This is a genomic window from Alteromonas sp. ABD4_190 (assembly GCF_056160105.1).
Genome location: NZ_JBSWWN010000001.1, coordinates 2,216,123 through 2,232,108 on the forward strand (window position 1 = coordinate 2,216,123; position 15,986 = coordinate 2,232,108).

A 15,986-nucleotide genomic window follows, 5' to 3' on the forward strand; every position below is an offset into this window, starting at 1 on the left:
TTCTATATTCCTTTTTTAAGCCTTACGCCTTTAGCAATAAGCTGCTTTTAGGTGGCGGCGTGAATACCGCTGCCCACACTTGAATCTTTATCTTTGGGTAGCGCTGCTTAAGTCTTTTACTTAGTGTGTTTACGGTCACGCCTGTGGTAAGCACGTCATCCACTATCGCCACGGTGAAATCGCTGCCATCTTTATTACCATGCGCCGTTGCTATTTCGTCATCGATACACTGCTTGGATAAAGTAAATACACGGTTTGCGTTCTCTGCTCTGGCTAGCTTGGATAAGTGGTGCTGCACACTAAAGCCTTTGCGGCTAGCCCACGTTTGGTTAATGGGTATACCTAATTCGCGGCATAAGCTTTCACACAAAAGCGTTGCTTGATTATAGTGCCGCGTTGCAAGTCGCCATGCACTAATTGGAACCGGAAGCAGTACATCTGGCACTGATAGAGTGCACTGTCGCTTTTTATGGACAAACCAGTTACTTAATACTTTTCCTGCCGTCAGCGAATGCGTAAACTTTAACTGGTGAACCAGCGATGACATGGGCCATGTGTGTAGACCAAGCACGGATAGTGCGTCGTAGTGGCTATGCTTAACGTGGCCTGCCACAGGGCCGTATTGAAGTAGGTTACTCCCATGTAATGAGGCTTCGAAAAAAAACATGTCATCTTCACACCAGTGACATACTGGCGTAGGACTTGCCTGATAACATAGCAAGCATGAAAGGTTCATAGTGTTGATTCCATCAACTTCCTTGAATTGTCGAACGTCGACCTATTTTCATCATTTCGTGTTTTCTCAAAAACACGTTTCTGCCTAAGGAGGTGTAAATGGAAATTTTGCATACAAATGGCGAGCTTGTCACCCGTACTCAGGGTACAGGCGTAGATGTAGTATTTCTTCACGGGTGGGGTATGAACAGCGGCGCGTTCACATCCTTTATTCCTTACCTTAGTGATAATTTTCGCGTTACCACCATCGATCTTCCTGGGTTTGGAGAAAACGCGGAGATCGTGCCTTCACCTTACAATGTTGAGTCCCTTGCCCAGGCTATTGTAGACAAACTGCCAGACCAGTGCGTGTTGGTTGGATGGTCACTAGGCGGATTGGTAGCCCAAAAGCTCGCTTTATTAGCACCAGAAAAGCTTAATGGACTGGTTACTATTGCCTCAACACCTCGTTTTATAGCTGGGCCGTGCTGGCCAGGTATTGCGGCTGATTTACTTACTATGTTTGAAACACAGCTGGAGAAGAATTACCAAAAGACACTTGAGCGCTTTTTGGCAATTCAGGCTATGGGTAGTGAAACTGCAAAGCAAGATATTAAGTCAATTAGAGAGCAGGTTACGCAGTTTCCAGAACCTGCAGAGGAAGCGCTTAAAAAAGGGCTACGAATACTCTCTACTGAAGACATGCGACAAGATGTAGGGCGAATAACTACGCCTACATTACGATTGTATGGCAGATTAGACAGTTTGGTGCCTACAAGCGGTATAGACCGAATTTGCGAACTGCATCCGCAGGCGGATACGGTAGTGCTGCCACACGCTTCTCACGCCCCGTTCATTTCTCATCCTCAGCAAACCGCCGATATTCTATTTCGTTTTGCAGCAGGTATTTACCAACAGAAAGCGTCTTGAACTAACGCCTCAACAGGCTTCAAGCCTATCTAAATTGGTGGTTTGAAGCTTTTTCTTTCGTTACAGCCAAATAAAAGTCGCCAGCTAACAATAAGTTAATGGCAGTGCCTGATACACGCCTTTCCATTTGTGTAAAGTTGGTCAATAATTACACATGAGAGGTTAGAGGTAGTGTATGACAAGTGTTGATGGTTTAGGTGTAGGCTCTGCATTTGCAGCGGCTCAATATGGATTACAAAGTGCAAGCGATGGCGTATCGCAGGCAGCGGCTAATATTGCTCAGCGGACGGCTGAAGATGCTATTGCTCCCGCTCAACCTACTGTGGCTACCAGCGAAACAAACAACACTTCTTCTAACACAGCTTCTAGCACTACCCGTTTAACCGACGATTTAATTGCGCTTAATGTAAACGAACGTAATGCTCAGGCTTCTGCAAAAGTATTGGGCGTGGCCGACGAGATGCTCGGTACTATTATCGACGTACTGGCTTAAGTGGAGCTGTTGCGATGAATTTCGTTACACCGATACTTAACGCCATTGCCTATCCCACGGCGAACATTAATACAGAATCTGCCCGTAGAGACAACGTGCAGCGGGAAACTATTCCCCAAGCGTCAGACTCCCAGCAAGGCGCTTCTCAAAAAGGTTTAGGTTCTGAAACTGATAAGGCTAAAAGCCCGGGTCAGCCGCCAGCTCCTGTCACCTACGAACGCCCTCAAATACAAACCGAGCTTCAAGCCGCTTTCCAAAACGTTTTTGGGCAAGAAAAAGACAATGCGCAGGACGAGAGTGCAGGCAAGCAAGACGCGAAAGACAGGCAGCAAGAACAACAAGAGAAGCAAGAAGCCACGGAAATTGAACAACTAAAAGCCCGAGACCAGGAAGTAAGAGTTCACGAACAGGCGCATGCGGCAACAGGTGGGCAGTACGCTGGTGCACCGCGCTATGAATACACAACGGGCCCTGATAACAAGCGCTATGTTACCGATGGCGAGGTGTCTATCGATGTTTCGGAAGAAAAAACACCAGAAGAAACCCTGCAAAAAATGGAGCAGGTGCGCGCCGCAGCGCTCGCGCCAGCTGAGCCTTCTTCGCAAGACTTAAAAGTAGCCGCAGAGGCCTCTCAAAAAGCGACTGAGGCGCGAAGTGAGATTGCCAAAGCACAAGCTGATAACCTATCAGTAGAGGGAGCTCCGGGAGAGCAGGTTTCAACAGCTGGCGACGATACAGTTTCAGGTATTGAAGCTATCACTGAGTCCGAAATTAACACAGGCCCAAGAATAGGAGAGGCGGTAGATGAAGTGTTGGATGTAGCGCCTAACCCCGCAAACGCTATATCTTCGAAAGGCTTAGAAGCAAATGCGGCTGACGCCATGCAAACAAGAATAGGCCGTATTCAAAACGCCTATTTGCAAGCCTATACTCCGTCAAGAGAAGGCTTATCGCTGCAAGCATGATACCTTAAGTTAGCGCTGGCTGCTTCACGTTACGCCAGCACTTTATTGACGGAGGATAACTCACGAACTAGCTCAAGGAAATTTCGGAGTACGGCCTTTTTATTGATGCAAAGGTCACTGCAAATCAGCAAGCCTTAATAATCCAATATTGCCTTCGTAAACGGATATTTAGGTGCACCACCAGTGATATCTGATAGCACCGAGTTCATGGTATCTACGTCGCTATCAAATCCACCGTGGGATGTGGCTGCCGTCGCATCACCTTCTTTTCCTTCGCTGTATTTAAACGTTACGTTAGACAGCGGCTGATTAAACACGGCCATACCTAATAATGGCATCTCCGGTTTAGGCTCAAATGCATTTGATACTAAATAAAGTAATGATTTTTGGTAAATACGCGCCACGTGATCATCTTTTTCCAACGCTTCGGATAAGTTGTAAATCGTGGTCGACTGGATATGTTCTCCCTTAATAAACTCCGAAAGCTTTTCGTTGAATAGAGAGTAGCTAATGGCGGGGGCCATTAAATGCAGGCTTTTTACTTTTATATTTTCATCAACTTTGAATAACCTTGATAGACTGTGTGCATGAAAAATAGAGCCTGCCGAATGACCCACAACGTGAAGCTGTATCCTTGGGTTGTTTTTAAGATAGCCGGCTAACTTCGTTAAAAAGTAGGTGCCGTCGGACGTGGTACGAGTAAAAGGCGTGCAAGCGTCTGATTTCATTTCACGCCATAGCGCGCCGCCTACTTTGCGTGTTGCCCATTCTAAAATGCGGTCGGTATAGTCGGTAAATGCCCCAACTTTGGTGCTAATTTCTTCATTCTTGAAGCCTAAAATGTCTTTTAGTTCTTCAAGCATGCCTGTGTCATACATGAAGTGAATGGGATACACATCATTTTTAAGAAAGGTGTCTTTCATGGCAGCAATGCGTTTAGCCGAGGCTTTAATGCTATTTAAGCCGCCGTGCGCGTATAGCATTACATGTTGATGATTGCTGTCAGAAAGCTTTTCAATAATGGCGTCGACGTGGTTTTTATTGCTCCAATATTTACTTTTAGTATCAAAGTGCCCGTCATCAAAATGAACGAAGTGATCTTGAATGCTTACCCGTGGTGTGGAGCGAGAAAACAGTCCTTGTGCAACAGAGCGCGTAGCCTGATGGTAGGTACCCGTACCTGAAATAGGAAGAGCGAGTTGTACCACCCAGGCATCCATAACATTCAACGCCCAGTCATCGTATCGCCAAAGCGCTAGCCCTGATTTTTTCCAATCCGTACCCCACGAGTTTTGGATCCAAAAGCCTTCATCATTGTAGCCAACAATGGCGAACGCATGGCCTCCCATGGGTTCTGGTCTTAAGTTTATTGCGTCGCCCGCGGCGTCTTTCCAGCCTTCATGAATTCTCGCAGAAACAAAGATTACACCCACTTCATTAAGTGCTGCATGAAAATCGCTAATTTCCCGTTCAAGGCGGTAGTATGCGCCGAGCCTATGATTACTGGCGTTATCAGCTATGGCGAGGGTCATTTCAAATTCGTTGCTGTGATTGATATTTTGCGTCAGTGAGTCGCTGCAAACTCCGCTGTTATACCAGCCTTTAATAGCGCCGCGGCAGCTAGAGCCATCATAAGCTTCACCCAACCATTCATCGTGACGCTTTGCCATGGCATAAAGCATCCATGGGCTCACGGTATGTTTTCGGCCTTGCTTGCGATAGATAAAATTTATGGTGGCGGCCAACGCAAAACCTGTACAAGCGCCGTCTTTGCCTTGGTCTAATATACCCAAGTTACCCGGCGGGTCGATAAAAGGTTTAAGCGGGGTAAGGTTGGGTTGGTAGTAGCGATCCCGAAGGTCGGGATAGTCTGCGCTGACATTCAGCATACTTTTTGAAACAGGTAAGTTCATAACATCATCCTCTGATGAGGGCAGTTGATCTTTGCTGTACAGCTAAATGAAACGTGCGTACATCAAAGGTCGGTAGCCGTTAACTCATTATGATCGTCCGAAAGTACTGCCTGGAAAAAGGCTGAGGTCAAATGAGCTACATTACCTTCGTTAAACGTTAAGGCACTTAAAGCATGTCAACGGCCTTGCTAAACGCTACCAATATACGAAATTCGGTTTCGGGGTGACCCACACCCTTCTTCATTGTTTCGGTATTTTCTATTTTGGCGCTCTTGGCTAAAGAGTATTTAGGCATATAGGATTTCTATGCGCCACAAACTAATGTGCCACAAAATAATGTAGAAAAAAACGACAGGCTAAATGAAAGCGTGATAAAAAAGGGCCTGTCAGTGACAGGCCCTTTATAAGCAACATTAAATTGTTGTGAATCGCTACTATCTACTTTTTCGCTTTTGCAAATGCATCGGCAAAGGCGTTGCCCATAGCGCTATTTTGAGGTTGGCTGTTGCGATTGCCGCCACCCTGATTTGAACGAGGGCTAGCTTTAGGGGTTGCACGTCCAGTTCCTTTGTTTTGTGCTCTGCCTGCACCTTTACCTGAGCTAGTTTTGCCACCGGTATTATTACTTTGACTTGGTGTATCGTCTAAGCGCATGGTAAAGGAAATACGCTTGCGCGGTACGTCGACTTCAAGCACTTTTACTTTAACGATATCGCCTGCTTTAACAACCTCGCGAGGGTCTGAGATAAACTTGTTGGTCAATGCAGAGATATGTACCAGTCCATCCTGATGCACGCCCACGTCAACAAATGCGCCAAAGTTAGCTACATTGCTCACTACGCCTTCTAGGATCATACCTGGCTTCAGGTCGTTAATAGTTTCAACGCCTTCTTTAAAAGCCGCTGTTTTAAATTCAGGACGAGGGTCACGGCCTGGTTTATCCAGCTCTTTTAGAATGTCTTTAACTGTTGGCAAACCAAATGCGTCGCTGGTAAAGGTATCTGGCGACAGGCTTTTTAGAAGCTCGGTATTGCCGATAATGTCATTAACCGCAACCGCAGTGGTATCTACAATTTTATCGACTACAGGGTATGCTTCGGGGTGAACCGCAGAAGCATCAAGGGGGTTGGTACCGTTTACAATGCGAAGGAAACCTGCCGCTTGCTCAAAGGCTTTAGGTCCCAAACGCTCAACTTTTAACAGCGCTTTACGGTCTGGGAAAGCACCATTGGAGTCTCTGAAATTCACAATGTTGTGCGCTAAGGTTTTGTTTAAGCCTGATACATAGCTTAGCAAGGCTGGCGATGCTGTATTTAGGTCTACGCCTACCGCATTTACACAATCCTCAATAACGCGGTCTAGGGACTTACCTAACTGGCTTTGACTTACGTCGTGCTGATACTGACCTACACCAATAGCTTTAGGCTCAATTTTAACGAGCTCTGCGAGTGGGTCTTGCAGGCGGCGTGCGATAGACACGGCACCACGAATTGAAACATCCAGTTCAGGCAGTTCTTTCGAGGCAAGCTCAGACGCTGAATACACAGAAGCGCCAGCTTCACTTACCATAATTTTCTGTGCTGTAAGTTCGCTGTTGTTCTTAAGCATTTCACCAACAAGTTTGTCGGTTTCACGAGAACCTGTACCGTTACCAATGCTGATTAAGTCTACTTTGTATTGTTTGCACAAGGTTGTTAGCGTGCGAATAGACTTATCCCACTGGTTTTGCGGTGCGTGTGGGAATATGGTATTCGTCGCTACCACCTTACCTGTACTGTCTACTACCGCTACCTTAACGCCAGTTCTTAAACCTGGATCTAGACCCATAGTGGTTTTGGCACCTGCTGGTGCAGCCATCAACAAGTCGTTTAAGTTTTTAGCAAATACTTCAATGGCTTCTTCTTCAGCACGCTCTCGAAGGGCGCTGAACAGCTCAGTTTCCATGTGTAAACCAATTTTGATTTTCCACGTCCACTGGACTACCTGAGCTAAGAAATCATCAGCGCCACGACCGCGGTGCATGATATCGTAGTGGCTTGCGATAATGTGCTCGCAATGAGATGGTCCCTTTTCTTCTGATTGTGGGTCGGCATCTAGCTGAATATGAAGCATGCCTTCATTGCGACCTCTAAACATGGCCAATGCGCGGTGCGACGGGACTTTTTTGTATTTTTCGCTGTGTTCAAAATAGTCTTTATACTTAGCTGCTTCTTGCTCTTTACCTGGTACAACCGTACTTTTTACGTGAGCATTTTCAGTAAGGTAATGGCGCACTTTCGCTAGCAAAGCGGCATCTTCAGCAAACCTTTCCATAAGGATATAGCGAGCACCTTCAAGCGCGGCCTTAGTATCAGCAACGCCGTTGTCTGCATTTACAAACTCTTGCGCTTTGCTTTCAGCGTCTGTATCAGGGTTGCCAAATAATGCATCGGCTAGCGGCGCTAAACCTGCCTCGATTGCAATTTGTCCTTTAGTACGCCTGCGAGGCTTATACGGTAAGTACAAGTCTTCAAGGGTTGTTTTGCTGTCAGCACTTGCAATGCTGCTTTTAAGTTCGTCAGTTAGTTTGCCCTGCTCTTCAATAGATTTAAGAATAACGTCGCGGCGCTCTTCTAGCTCACGTAAGTAGGTCAAGCGCTGCTCTAGATTACGCAGTTGCGTATCATCAAGACCTTGGGTTACTTCTTTGCGGTATCGGGCAATGAAAGGAACGGTGGCCCCTTCATCGAGAAGTTTTACTGCGGCAGTTACTTGCGAGGGTTGAACGCTAAGCTCTTCTGCAATTTTATTGGTAATCATAAGTCGCTCTAAGATACTAAAAGTTCGCGTTAGGCAATGGCGAATAAACGGTGTGTGACAGGCTTACATACACAGCGTTCGTAGTGAAAATAAGAGCGGTGAGTATATCACCGCGGTGTAGGGAAAGTCGTCTGATCATTGTGTTACAACTGAGTAGTTAAGTAGACCATCTCTTTTTTTCAAAGTTTATCTGTTACGTCGTACCAAATACGGTTTATCCACCACTCTTTAGTACCCGCATCAGTTTTAACAATAAACTCATCGTCCTCTTCTTTGCCAAGTAGAGCACGGGCCATGGGTGAATCAATAGAGATGTAGTCTTTTCGGCCAAATATTTCATCATAGCCAACTAAGCGAAGCTCCATAACTGCGCCCGATTCGTTTTCAATTTCAACCCAAGCACCAAAGAACACTTTTCCTTCTTGCTGTGGATCATAATCAACAACTTTTAGGTTCTCTAAGCATTTGCGTAAGTAACGAACCCGACGATCAATTTCGCGAAGCTTCTTTTTATTGTACTGGTAGTCAGCATTCTCGCTTCTATCGCCCAGGCTGGCTGCCCAAGTTACCTTGCGAGTGATTTCTGGCCGTTCTTCACGCCACAAGAAATCCAGTTCTTGTTTAAGCTTTAAATAGCCTTTTCGAGTGATAAGCGGTGTTTTCACAATGTCCTATAAATAATCCAGCTAGTTACCCCTACTTTATGTGGGTAATAAGGCAAAACGCAATCTTTCGATAAGGTAAAAAGTGACAAAACAGGCAGATTGAATATTTATTGAACATAAACCTTTTGTTTAGTGTCGTAGTATAAATAATGACCAAACCATTAGGGGAAATGAATGCGTAACAGAATGCCTGTGATGAACCGTCGAAGGTCGGGAAGCGATCCGCTTCAAACCAGCGGCACTATCATAGGTTTTATGCTGTTTTTAAGCGGCGCGCTGTTATTGTTGTATGCCTTACTTGATATAGTTGTTCGCTTAAATAGTGTACGAACCGTGATATACCTTATCTTAGCGTGTGCCATGTATAAAGTAGGGCACTCACTGCTCAATCACTTTGCGACGTTTAAAGTCCATACGGAAAGACGACGCGCACCTAACCGTTAAAACCTTTAGTTTTAAGCCCGCATTTCTAAGGTTTAAATGTTCCTAAAAACCTTCGTTAGGGCCGTGAAATATTTCAACTTTGAGCTAAGCTTAAAAGTGTAATTCGAGGCACCAAGCATATTGAATAACCCACATTACTATTTGGGTACGCGCGTGGTGAAAATCCACTAGCTCGTAGGGAAAAGGTAAGCAAGGATCACGCTGACTCACTAAAACAAAAAAGCCGACGCACAGCGTCGGCTTTCTCCTTTCTGAAACTCTAGCTTATTCAGCTGGCGCTTCGGCTTCAGGTTTAACCACTTCTAGAAGCTCAACATCAAAAATTAGCGTTGAGTTAGGCGTAATAGCGCCTGTTGAACGTGCGCCATAAGCAAGCTCTGATGGAATGTGGAAGCGGTATTTCGCGCCTTCTTTCATTAGCTGTACGCCTTCAGTCCAACCCGCGATTACGCGATTAAGTGGAAATTCAGCTGGCTCGCCACGCTTATAAGAAGAGTCGAACTCTGTACCATCAAGCAAGGTACCACGGTAGTGAACTTTTACCATGTCGGTTGCTTCTGGGCTTGCGCCTTCGCCTTCTTCAAGTACTTCGTATTGAAGACCAGACTCTGTTGTGGTCACGCCTTCTTTCTTACCATTTTCTTCTAAGTAAGCAAGACCTGCTTCAATGTTTTTCTCAGCAGCTTGTTCAGCCATTTCTTGTTGTTTAGCACGCAATACTTCTTCGCCCTGTTGAGCGATTTGCTGAATTTGCTCTGGCGTAAACTTAAGGGTGTCGTTTAGGCCGTCTTTAAAGCCCTGTTGTAGCGCATCTTGGTCTAGGGTTAAACCCAGCTGCTCTTGTTGTTCGGCACGGTTGCTAACAAACAAACCCATGCTTGCGCCCATGGCGTAAGCTTGCTTTTGTGTATCTGTCATTTCTTCTGCTGCAACAGCAGTTGTTTTTGCACTATCAGCGCTTGTAGAAGCGGCCTCATCAGATGTGTTTGGCTGGCAAGCGAAAAGGCCTAGCGCAGCGATAGTAGATAAGGCAACGAGCGACTTCTGCATAAAAACGTCTCCATTAATTATTATCATCATGCGTCTATGTCTATACTGCTGCATCTAGGGCAGTTTGCACGATAGTTAAAGATGCGTGATCCATGCTATGTTAAACCTAGCGTTTACAAAGCGAAACCCATTTGATTATGTTTAGGCCTCAAATGTTCCATAGAATAGTGTTACTCACCTTACTTATTGGCAATTCCATGGGATGTTCTGTCCCTGATACTACGCCAATACAGCAGTGGCGTCATGTAGAAGAGGGCGCATACGCGGCAGATATATCCACCGACGGCACCTTAGCGGTGGTATCTGGCGTGAATAATGGGGTCAATGTATGGCGAATTGGGCAGAGCGAGCCCCTCTATCACTGGAGTCATCAAGGGGAAGGTAACAACCTAGTGATGTCAGTGCACATTAGTGCAGATAAGCGCTATGTGGTCACTGCCGACCGTGAAGCGTTTGCTCTGTGGAGTTTAGAAACTGGTGAGCCAGAAGGATTTTGGCGAATTGATGAGTCTTCTATTCGCGATGTGGTAGTCACCAATAATGGTAATGGCATACTCGTCGCTCGCTCAAATGGTAAGGTAATGTATTTTGAGCCGCGCACCTCTCGTCGTCTCGAGTTTTTTGGGCATCAAGAAAAAGTTAATTCCATTGATATCTCACCTAATGGCAAGTTTGCGCTTACTGGTGGCAATGACTACATTGCCTACTTGTGGAGTACAGACACTGGGCAGATTATCCACACCTTCACGCACCCCACCAGAGTAACCAAAGTTGCGTTAGACGATGAAGGCCGGTTTGCTTTTACTGCCGACAGTCAAAGCAAATCGCAAGTGTGGAATGTACAAACCGGGCAGCCCGTAACTTCACTCAAGTTTGCATCAAGGCAAAAAATCTTCACCGACGTCGAGTTTTCAAAGGATGGCCAGTATTTACTAACAGGCTCGCCAGCTAGGAAGGTTTATCTTTGGAATTTGAAAAACGGCGAGCAAGTTCAGTCTATTCAAGTCGCATCGAGAGAGTCTATTTCACCGCCAACCGCAGTTGTTTATGGCGTCGGCTTCCTTCCCAATGATAATATATTGTCTATAAGTAGCAGTGGCCTTGCCGAAGAATGGCAACGAGAGAGATAGAGAATTTACATGACAAACAAAAGCGCTGAGCAGTTACAACAGCAAATAGATAGCGCCAATAGCTATATTGAAGAGTTACAGATGAAAGTAGCCTTTCAAGAACACACTATCGAGGCACTTAATGAAGCGCTGGCGTCACAACAAAAGCAACTCGATGATTTAGCGTTTAAAGTAAGTCACGTAATAGACCGTGTTAAAAGCATAGAGCCGTCTAATATTGCTAAGCAATCAGAAGAAACCCCGCCCCCGCACTATTAATTGTAGCCATTTGTAAAGGGCATCGGGGCGCCTGTGGTTTGAAGGGGGCGCCTCATAGGCAGGCGACAAATTAGTAAAATCAAAGGTTTATAAAACCAAGCTGCACAAGCTTCGACTTAAACACTAGTTTATCTTGTTATGAGTTAGGCTAAGACTGCATTTATCCTGACAATTTAATTGGATTACACTTGCGCCCCGATACAAAGGCTTCAGTTAGAGAAGCCTTTTTACTATTTAAGAGAGAAAATTATGAGTGATTTTGATATGGATGCGTTTGACAGCATCGATTTTGACTCAATTGAGCAGTCAGTAGCCGAAAAGCAGGCTGAAAAAGACAAGCAAGAAAGCCAAGAAATTGAAGGCATGCGCGACGGTGCCAACGATTGTGGTGATAGCTGTACCATATAACACTATCTAAACCGCTAAGGGCTCGTGCAAAGCCCTTAGCGGTTAAAAAGGCCCTTAGCGGTTAAAAAGGCCCTTAGCGGTTAAAAAGGCCCTTAGCGTTATACAAGCCCTTAGCAGCGTAAGTAAAATTCAGCGTTTTTAATTAGACCTTTCAGGGTTTTCTAGTCTGTCTAACTCCAACCGGTCGAGCTCTACACTTTCCTCCACATCGCCTTGAAATGCTTTAATAAATGCGTTTTTCAATATCGCAGTAAACGCCTCCCAAGTCTGTGTTTCTGGGCTAGATAAGTCGCCCTCAATAGGTATACGTGTGGCAATTTGGTCTTGGCTCTGATTTTCAAACAGTTCAGTGACAAACGCGGAAATCGCTTCGATACTGCCCTCAATAAAACCGTCTCCGTCACGTTCAATGTCGCCTTTCCAAGAAAATACTTCAACGTTATGCAAAATAGGCTTTATATAGCCTTTTACCTGCCCTTCATTAGACGCGACCTCGGCAGCAAGCGTAAGCGTTCCGGCTTCTAGGTCGAAAGGCGCATAGGTATCAAGCAGATTTTTAAAATTCACCAGACCCACATTGTCAGCTTGAATGTCTAGATCAAAAGTAGGGGCTTTGGTGGCAGGATTAAGCTTGGCGTTTAATGAAATAGTCCCTTGCTCTGCCGTCTGCCCTTTCACTGTCGCTGTAGCTACGCGCGTGTCTGATAAGTCGTCGCTGTTTACCAAATTATTCACTTCAAGATGAATATCGTGCAGCGCAATATCGATAGCCGGAGAGGTATCTGGATTGTGAAAGGCAATTTTCCCTTCGTTAATGGTGAGTTTGTCTATACGCAGAGGAAATAATTGGTCGGCAATAGACAGCCAGTTTTCGTTCTTACCCGACTGACTCTTTTTTTCCGTGTTTCCGTCTACAAAGTTAATTTCGGGAGCATCTACCACCACCCTGCCAACGGCGGCACCTTTAAAAAGCTGTGACCATGATAGTGTAAACTCCACATAGTCAGCCTTAAACAGTGGCTTATCTATTTGTCCATTCGCTTTATACAGCAACACATATTCTAAGCTGTAAGCACCACGCCATAGCATTAAATCGACATCGCCCACTCGACCATCGTATTGGTCCGATTGGCTTAGTGTATTGTTAATGTATGTGGCTGCGGCATAAGGAAGGTACAACCTGAACGCGATGAGCATGAGCAATAGCCCTGCTACTACATAGCAAAATCGTTTTTTAGCGTGTTTCATATTTCACTCCTTAGGGAAAGGAATACAAAAAACATGCCTTGGAGAGCGTTTTTCCTCGGTAAGGGCGTTAGCCGCTAGTGGCGCGATACCCAGAGAAGGTTTTAAAAAGCCTGAGTACAGTATGAGAAGGTGTTACACAGGCTTAAGGGTAAGATTTACTGAGATGTGGGTAGGAATGCTAGTGCGGTTTAAAGATACCAATCACGTTTTCGTTAGAGCGCGTAGCGGCACTGACCTTTTCGTCGGTTTGCGCTTCGTTGTACCCACATGCGACGCATTCCAGCTTTTCCACGTTATTTTCAAAATATAACGAAATCGTATCTAACTCTTGGCATTTTGGGCACGTAGCGCCTGCTACAAAGCGGCGTTTTACACGTTTTGACATACATACACCTTTGGGGAATTTCGCCATTATTATACCTTGAAATAGCATGTGTTGATCAGCTTTTACCTTAAGTTTTTGATACTATACGCGCCCTAGATTGTTCTATCACAGGTTAGTCATGATTAAGCTTTCAAATGTATCGTTACTTCGCGGCCGCAAAATGCTGCTGGAAGAGGCGTCGGCACAGGTTTTCCCAGGCCACAAAGTGGCGCTTATTGGCAGCAATGGCTGCGGAAAGTCCACGCTGTTCGCACTGTTGCGCAGTGAAATAAGCGTCGATGCAGGAGATTGCAGCGTACCAAGTGATTGGCGAATTGTAAGCGTGGCTCAGGAAACGCCAGCAACTGATCGAACAGCGATAGATTACGTGATAGACGGTGACAAACATTTACGTGATTTACAGGCTAAGCTAGACGCCGCTGAAAAAAGCGGCGACGGTGTGAAAATAGGCCAAATTCATGGGCAACTTGAGCAGGCTGGGGCTTACGATGTGGAATCACGTGCAGCGACCATACTTTCCGGCCTCGGATTCACTAATGTGCAGCTAAGCGCACCGGTGAGTGACTTTTCTGGTGGTTGGCGCATGCGCTTAAACCTTGCACAAGCACTGCTTTGCCCTTCAGACTTACTGCTGCTTGATGAGCCCACTAACCACTTAGATTTAGATGCCGTAATTTGGCTAGAGAAATGGTTGCAACGCTATGCGGGCACGCTTTTACTTATTTCTCATGATAAAGCGTTTATAGACAATACCGTCGCGCAAATTATTAGTGTTGAGCAACAAAAGCTTGTTACCTACACAGGTAATTATTCATCTTACGAAACTCAGCGTGCTGAGCGCATGCGCTTGCAAAACATAGAGTATGAAAAACAACAGCAAAAGGTAGCCCATCTAAACTCGTTTATTACGCGGTTTAAAGCCAAGGCTAGTAAAGCAAAGCAAGCGCAAAGCCGTATTAAGCAGCTAGAGAAAATGGAAACGTTAATGCCAGCCCATATGGCTAGCCCATTTAGTTTTTCTTTCGCACCGCCAACAGCGCTTCCAAACCCTCTGGTTCAAATGGAAAAAATACAGCTGGGGTACGATGACCATATAGTGCTTCAACAGGTAAAACTGAATTTAGTACCTGGCAGCAGAATAGGTCTGCTAGGTAGAAACGGGCAAGGTAAGTCAACATTAATTAAGCTGTTAGCGGGCGTTCATGCGCCCAAACAGGGCATTTTCAATACCGCTAAAGGTCTTAAGATTGGTTATTTTGCGCAGCACCAGTTAGAAACACTAGACGCTAATGCCACACCCCTTTTACATTTGCAGCGTATTGATGAAAAAGCTACTGAACAGCAGCTTCGCGATTACCTGGGCGGTTTTGGATTTAACGGCGATGAAGCATTGGCTCCTGTGGCACCTATGTCAGGTGGTGAAAAGGCGCGCTTGGTGTTGGCACTAATTGTTTACCAAAAACCTAACTTATTGCTGCTGGATGAGCCTACCAACCACTTAGATCTAGAAATGCGCCATGCGCTAAATATTGCGCTGCAAGGTTTTGAAGGGGCAATGGTGCTGGTATCTCACGACCGCTTCTTACTTTCCTCGGTGTGTGAAGATTTCTATTTGGTAGACAGCGGTGAAGTTGAGCCATTTAAAGGTGACTTGGATGATTATCGCGACTGGATTTTAAAGCAGCAGGCTGCAGAAAAAGCCAAGGCCAACAGCGAGGCTAAAAGTGCTAACAGCGACGCTAAAAACGGCGCGCAGCAAGAGGCAGGAGCGGACAGTAAGCCGGAACGCAAGTTAGATCGTAAAGAAGAAAAGCGCCGCGAAGCCGAGTTCAGGCAAAGCGTAGCGCCACTTAAAAAAGCCATCGAAAAACACGAAAAAGCCATGGAGAAATGCAGTACCGCCTTGGCAGAGGTAGAAGCATCACTCGCCGATACCTCGCTTTACAGCGACGACAAAAAAGCAGAACTCATGGGCTTGCTCGAAAAACAAACTGAGCTTAAGCAACAGCTTGAAGAGGAAGAAATGGCATGGCTAGATGCCCAAGAGCAGATAGAGCAAAAAAGAGAAGAGTATGACAGTGTCAGCGCCTAATATAAAAAACAGTGTGTTTTGGGAGTACAGCGTATCTCGCTATAAGAAAGGTGATATGGCACCACTCGCGCTTCTGCTTCAAGATAACCACAAGGTGAATGTAAACGTTCTCTTGCTGATTTGCTGGTGTTTAGAGAATAATGTCATTATAAATTTGCCTCAGCTTAAATCGGTTATAGCGGCATCAGCGAGCACTGACGAAAAGTTAAAACAGCATCGCGAGAAGCGCAAAGCAGCAAGCCCCGAGAAAGGTGGTGAGCAAACAGCCTACGATGTACTCAAAGCGCAAGAGTTAGAGCTTGAAAGGCAACAGCAGCAAGACATCGTTGCGTCTTTTAATGAGCAGGCGGTTACGCACTTGGGTCAGCAGGCCTCGTCAACGAATATATTTAACGCGTCTATAGCTGCGTTCATTAATGCATACGAGTTACGCGACAACAACGAGGCGCGCCAGTTAGTGAGTCTTGTGGTTAATCAATTATCGTAAAAACA

16 protein-coding genes are annotated in these 15,986 nt (G+C 45.6%); 9 read left to right on the forward strand and 7 right to left on the reverse strand.

Going from position 1 to position 15,986, the window contains the following annotated elements; genetic code table 11:
* Positions 1–22 precede the first annotated feature (22 nt).
* Positions 23–736 (reverse strand): ComF family protein, encoded by a 714-nt coding sequence (locus ACXAFM_RS09770; protein WP_474829035.1) that lies wholly within the window; start codon positions 734–736, stop codon positions 23–25.
* Positions 737–834: 98 nt separating this feature from the next.
* On the opposite strand from ACXAFM_RS09770, the gene bioH reads away from it, so the two are divergent.
* From bioH to ACXAFM_RS09785, 3 genes are all read left to right on the forward strand, one after another.
* On the forward strand, positions 835–1,644 hold the full coding sequence (gene bioH, locus ACXAFM_RS09775) for a pimeloyl-ACP methyl ester esterase BioH (protein ID WP_474829037.1): 810 nt from the start codon (positions 835–837) through the stop codon (positions 1,642–1,644).
* 175 nt (positions 1,645–1,819) lie between these two features.
* Complete coding sequence (locus tag ACXAFM_RS09780) at positions 1,820–2,137, forward strand: hypothetical protein (RefSeq protein WP_474829039.1); 318 nt, start codon at positions 1,820–1,822, stop codon at positions 2,135–2,137.
* A gap of 14 nt (positions 2,138–2,151) precedes the next feature.
* Entirely contained in the window at positions 2,152–3,102 is a 951-nt protein-coding gene (locus ACXAFM_RS09785) for a putative metalloprotease CJM1_0395 family protein (protein ID WP_474829041.1), read from the forward strand.
* A gap of 134 nt (positions 3,103–3,236) precedes the next feature.
* Here the strand turns inward: ACXAFM_RS09785 and ACXAFM_RS09790 are convergent, their stop codons facing one another.
* From ACXAFM_RS09790 to greB, 3 genes are all read right to left on the reverse strand, one after another.
* On the reverse strand, positions 3,237–5,015 hold the full coding sequence (locus tag ACXAFM_RS09790; protein WP_474829043.1) for a C1 family peptidase: 1,779 nt from the start codon (positions 5,013–5,015) through the stop codon (positions 3,237–3,239).
* Positions 5,016–5,453: 438 nt separating this feature from the next.
* Positions 5,454–7,814 (reverse strand): Tex family protein, encoded by a 2,361-nt coding sequence (locus ACXAFM_RS09795; protein ID WP_474829045.1) that lies wholly within the window; start codon positions 7,812–7,814, stop codon positions 5,454–5,456.
* Positions 7,815–7,993: 179 nt separating this feature from the next.
* Positions 7,994–8,479 carry a transcription elongation factor GreB gene (greB, locus tag ACXAFM_RS09800; RefSeq protein ID WP_474829047.1) on the reverse strand — a complete coding sequence of 162 codons (486 nt, stop codon included), beginning with the start codon at positions 8,477–8,479 and terminating at the stop codon, positions 7,994–7,996.
* Between the two features lie 174 nt (positions 8,480–8,653).
* On the opposite strand from greB, the gene ACXAFM_RS09805 reads away from it, so the two are divergent.
* A complete protein-coding gene (locus ACXAFM_RS09805) occupies positions 8,654–8,923 on the forward strand; it encodes a hypothetical protein (RefSeq protein WP_474829049.1) in 270 nt (89 codons plus the stop codon).
* 264 nt (positions 8,924–9,187) lie between these two features.
* Here ACXAFM_RS09805 and fkpA read toward each other — a convergent pair whose 3' ends face one another.
* Positions 9,188–9,973, reverse strand: coding sequence for an FKBP-type peptidyl-prolyl cis-trans isomerase (fkpA, locus tag ACXAFM_RS09810; RefSeq protein ID WP_118491202.1), 786 nt, complete (start codon positions 9,971–9,973; stop codon positions 9,188–9,190).
* A 197-nt stretch (positions 9,974–10,170) separates the two neighbouring features.
* Between fkpA and ACXAFM_RS09815 the strand changes: the two genes are divergently transcribed.
* The 3 genes from ACXAFM_RS09815 (at position 10,171) to ACXAFM_RS09825 (ending at position 11,769) form a co-directional block, all read left to right on the forward strand.
* Positions 10,171–11,103: a WD40 repeat domain-containing protein gene (locus ACXAFM_RS09815; RefSeq protein ID WP_269917973.1), complete on the forward strand. Its 933-nt coding sequence runs from the start codon at positions 10,171–10,173 to the stop codon at positions 11,101–11,103.
* Positions 11,104–11,112: 9 nt separating this feature from the next.
* Positions 11,113–11,361: a SlyX family protein gene (locus ACXAFM_RS09820; protein WP_474803538.1), complete on the forward strand. Its 249-nt coding sequence runs from the start codon at positions 11,113–11,115 to the stop codon at positions 11,359–11,361.
* Positions 11,362–11,610: 249 nt separating this feature from the next.
* Entirely contained in the window at positions 11,611–11,769 is a 159-nt protein-coding gene (locus tag ACXAFM_RS09825) for a hypothetical protein (protein WP_474829052.1), read from the forward strand.
* A gap of 138 nt (positions 11,770–11,907) precedes the next feature.
* Here ACXAFM_RS09825 and ACXAFM_RS09830 read toward each other — a convergent pair whose 3' ends face one another.
* Together ACXAFM_RS09830 and ACXAFM_RS09835 are read right to left on the reverse strand one after the other, a co-directional pair.
* A complete protein-coding gene (locus ACXAFM_RS09830; protein WP_474829054.1) occupies positions 11,908–13,017 on the reverse strand; it encodes a DUF748 domain-containing protein in 1,110 nt (369 codons plus the stop codon).
* 178 nt (positions 13,018–13,195) lie between these two features.
* On the reverse strand, positions 13,196–13,402 hold the full coding sequence (locus ACXAFM_RS09835; RefSeq protein ID WP_012520152.1) for a YheV family putative zinc ribbon protein: 207 nt from the start codon (positions 13,400–13,402) through the stop codon (positions 13,196–13,198).
* 118 nt (positions 13,403–13,520) lie between these two features.
* Between ACXAFM_RS09835 and ACXAFM_RS09840 the strand changes: the two genes are divergently transcribed.
* Together ACXAFM_RS09840 and ACXAFM_RS09845 are read left to right on the forward strand one after the other, a co-directional pair.
* Positions 13,521–15,494, forward strand: coding sequence for an ATP-binding cassette domain-containing protein (locus ACXAFM_RS09840; RefSeq protein ID WP_474829056.1), 1,974 nt, complete (start codon positions 13,521–13,523; stop codon positions 15,492–15,494).
* Positions 15,475–15,981, forward strand: coding sequence for a TIGR02444 family protein (locus ACXAFM_RS09845; RefSeq protein ID WP_474829058.1), 507 nt, complete (start codon positions 15,475–15,477; stop codon positions 15,979–15,981). The genes ACXAFM_RS09840 and ACXAFM_RS09845 overlap by 20 nt, the downstream gene beginning before the upstream one ends.
* Positions 15,982–15,986: the final 5 nt, after the last annotated feature.

Bases quoted from the DNA above. Each gene is read 5' to 3' on its own strand.
- ACXAFM_RS09805 (WP_474829049.1), top strand. From the start codon at position 8,654: ATGCGTAACAGAATGCCTGTGATGAACCGTCGAAGGTCGGGAAGCGAT.
- bioH (WP_474829037.1), top strand. From the start codon at position 835: ATGGAAATTTTGCATACAAATGGCGAGCTTGTCACCCGTACTCAGGGT.
- fkpA (WP_118491202.1), bottom strand. From the start codon at position 9,973: ATGCAGAAGTCGCTCGTTGCCTTATCTACTATCGCTGCGCTAGGCCTT.
- ACXAFM_RS09785 (WP_474829041.1), top strand. From the start codon at position 2,152: ATGAATTTCGTTACACCGATACTTAACGCCATTGCCTATCCCACGGCG.
- ACXAFM_RS09770 (WP_474829035.1), bottom strand. From the start codon at position 736: ATGAACCTTTCATGCTTGCTATGTTATCAGGCAAGTCCTACGCCAGTA.
- ACXAFM_RS09780 (WP_474829039.1), top strand. From the start codon at position 1,820: ATGACAAGTGTTGATGGTTTAGGTGTAGGCTCTGCATTTGCAGCGGCT.
- ACXAFM_RS09820 (WP_474803538.1), top strand. From the start codon at position 11,113: ATGACAAACAAAAGCGCTGAGCAGTTACAACAGCAAATAGATAGCGCC.
- ACXAFM_RS09830 (WP_474829054.1), bottom strand. From the start codon at position 13,017: ATGAAACACGCTAAAAAACGATTTTGCTATGTAGTAGCAGGGCTATTG.
- ACXAFM_RS09845 (WP_474829058.1), top strand. From the start codon at position 15,475: ATGACAGTGTCAGCGCCTAATATAAAAAACAGTGTGTTTTGGGAGTAC.
- ACXAFM_RS09790 (WP_474829043.1), bottom strand. From the start codon at position 5,015: ATGAACTTACCTGTTTCAAAAAGTATGCTGAATGTCAGCGCAGACTAT.
- ACXAFM_RS09840 (WP_474829056.1), top strand. From the start codon at position 13,521: ATGATTAAGCTTTCAAATGTATCGTTACTTCGCGGCCGCAAAATGCTG.
- ACXAFM_RS09815 (WP_269917973.1), top strand. From the start codon at position 10,171: ATGGGATGTTCTGTCCCTGATACTACGCCAATACAGCAGTGGCGTCAT.
- ACXAFM_RS09795 (WP_474829045.1), bottom strand. From the start codon at position 7,814: ATGATTACCAATAAAATTGCAGAAGAGCTTAGCGTTCAACCCTCGCAA.
- ACXAFM_RS09835 (WP_012520152.1), bottom strand. From the start codon at position 13,402: ATGTCAAAACGTGTAAAACGCCGCTTTGTAGCAGGCGCTACGTGCCCA.
- ACXAFM_RS09825 (WP_474829052.1), top strand. From the start codon at position 11,611: ATGAGTGATTTTGATATGGATGCGTTTGACAGCATCGATTTTGACTCA.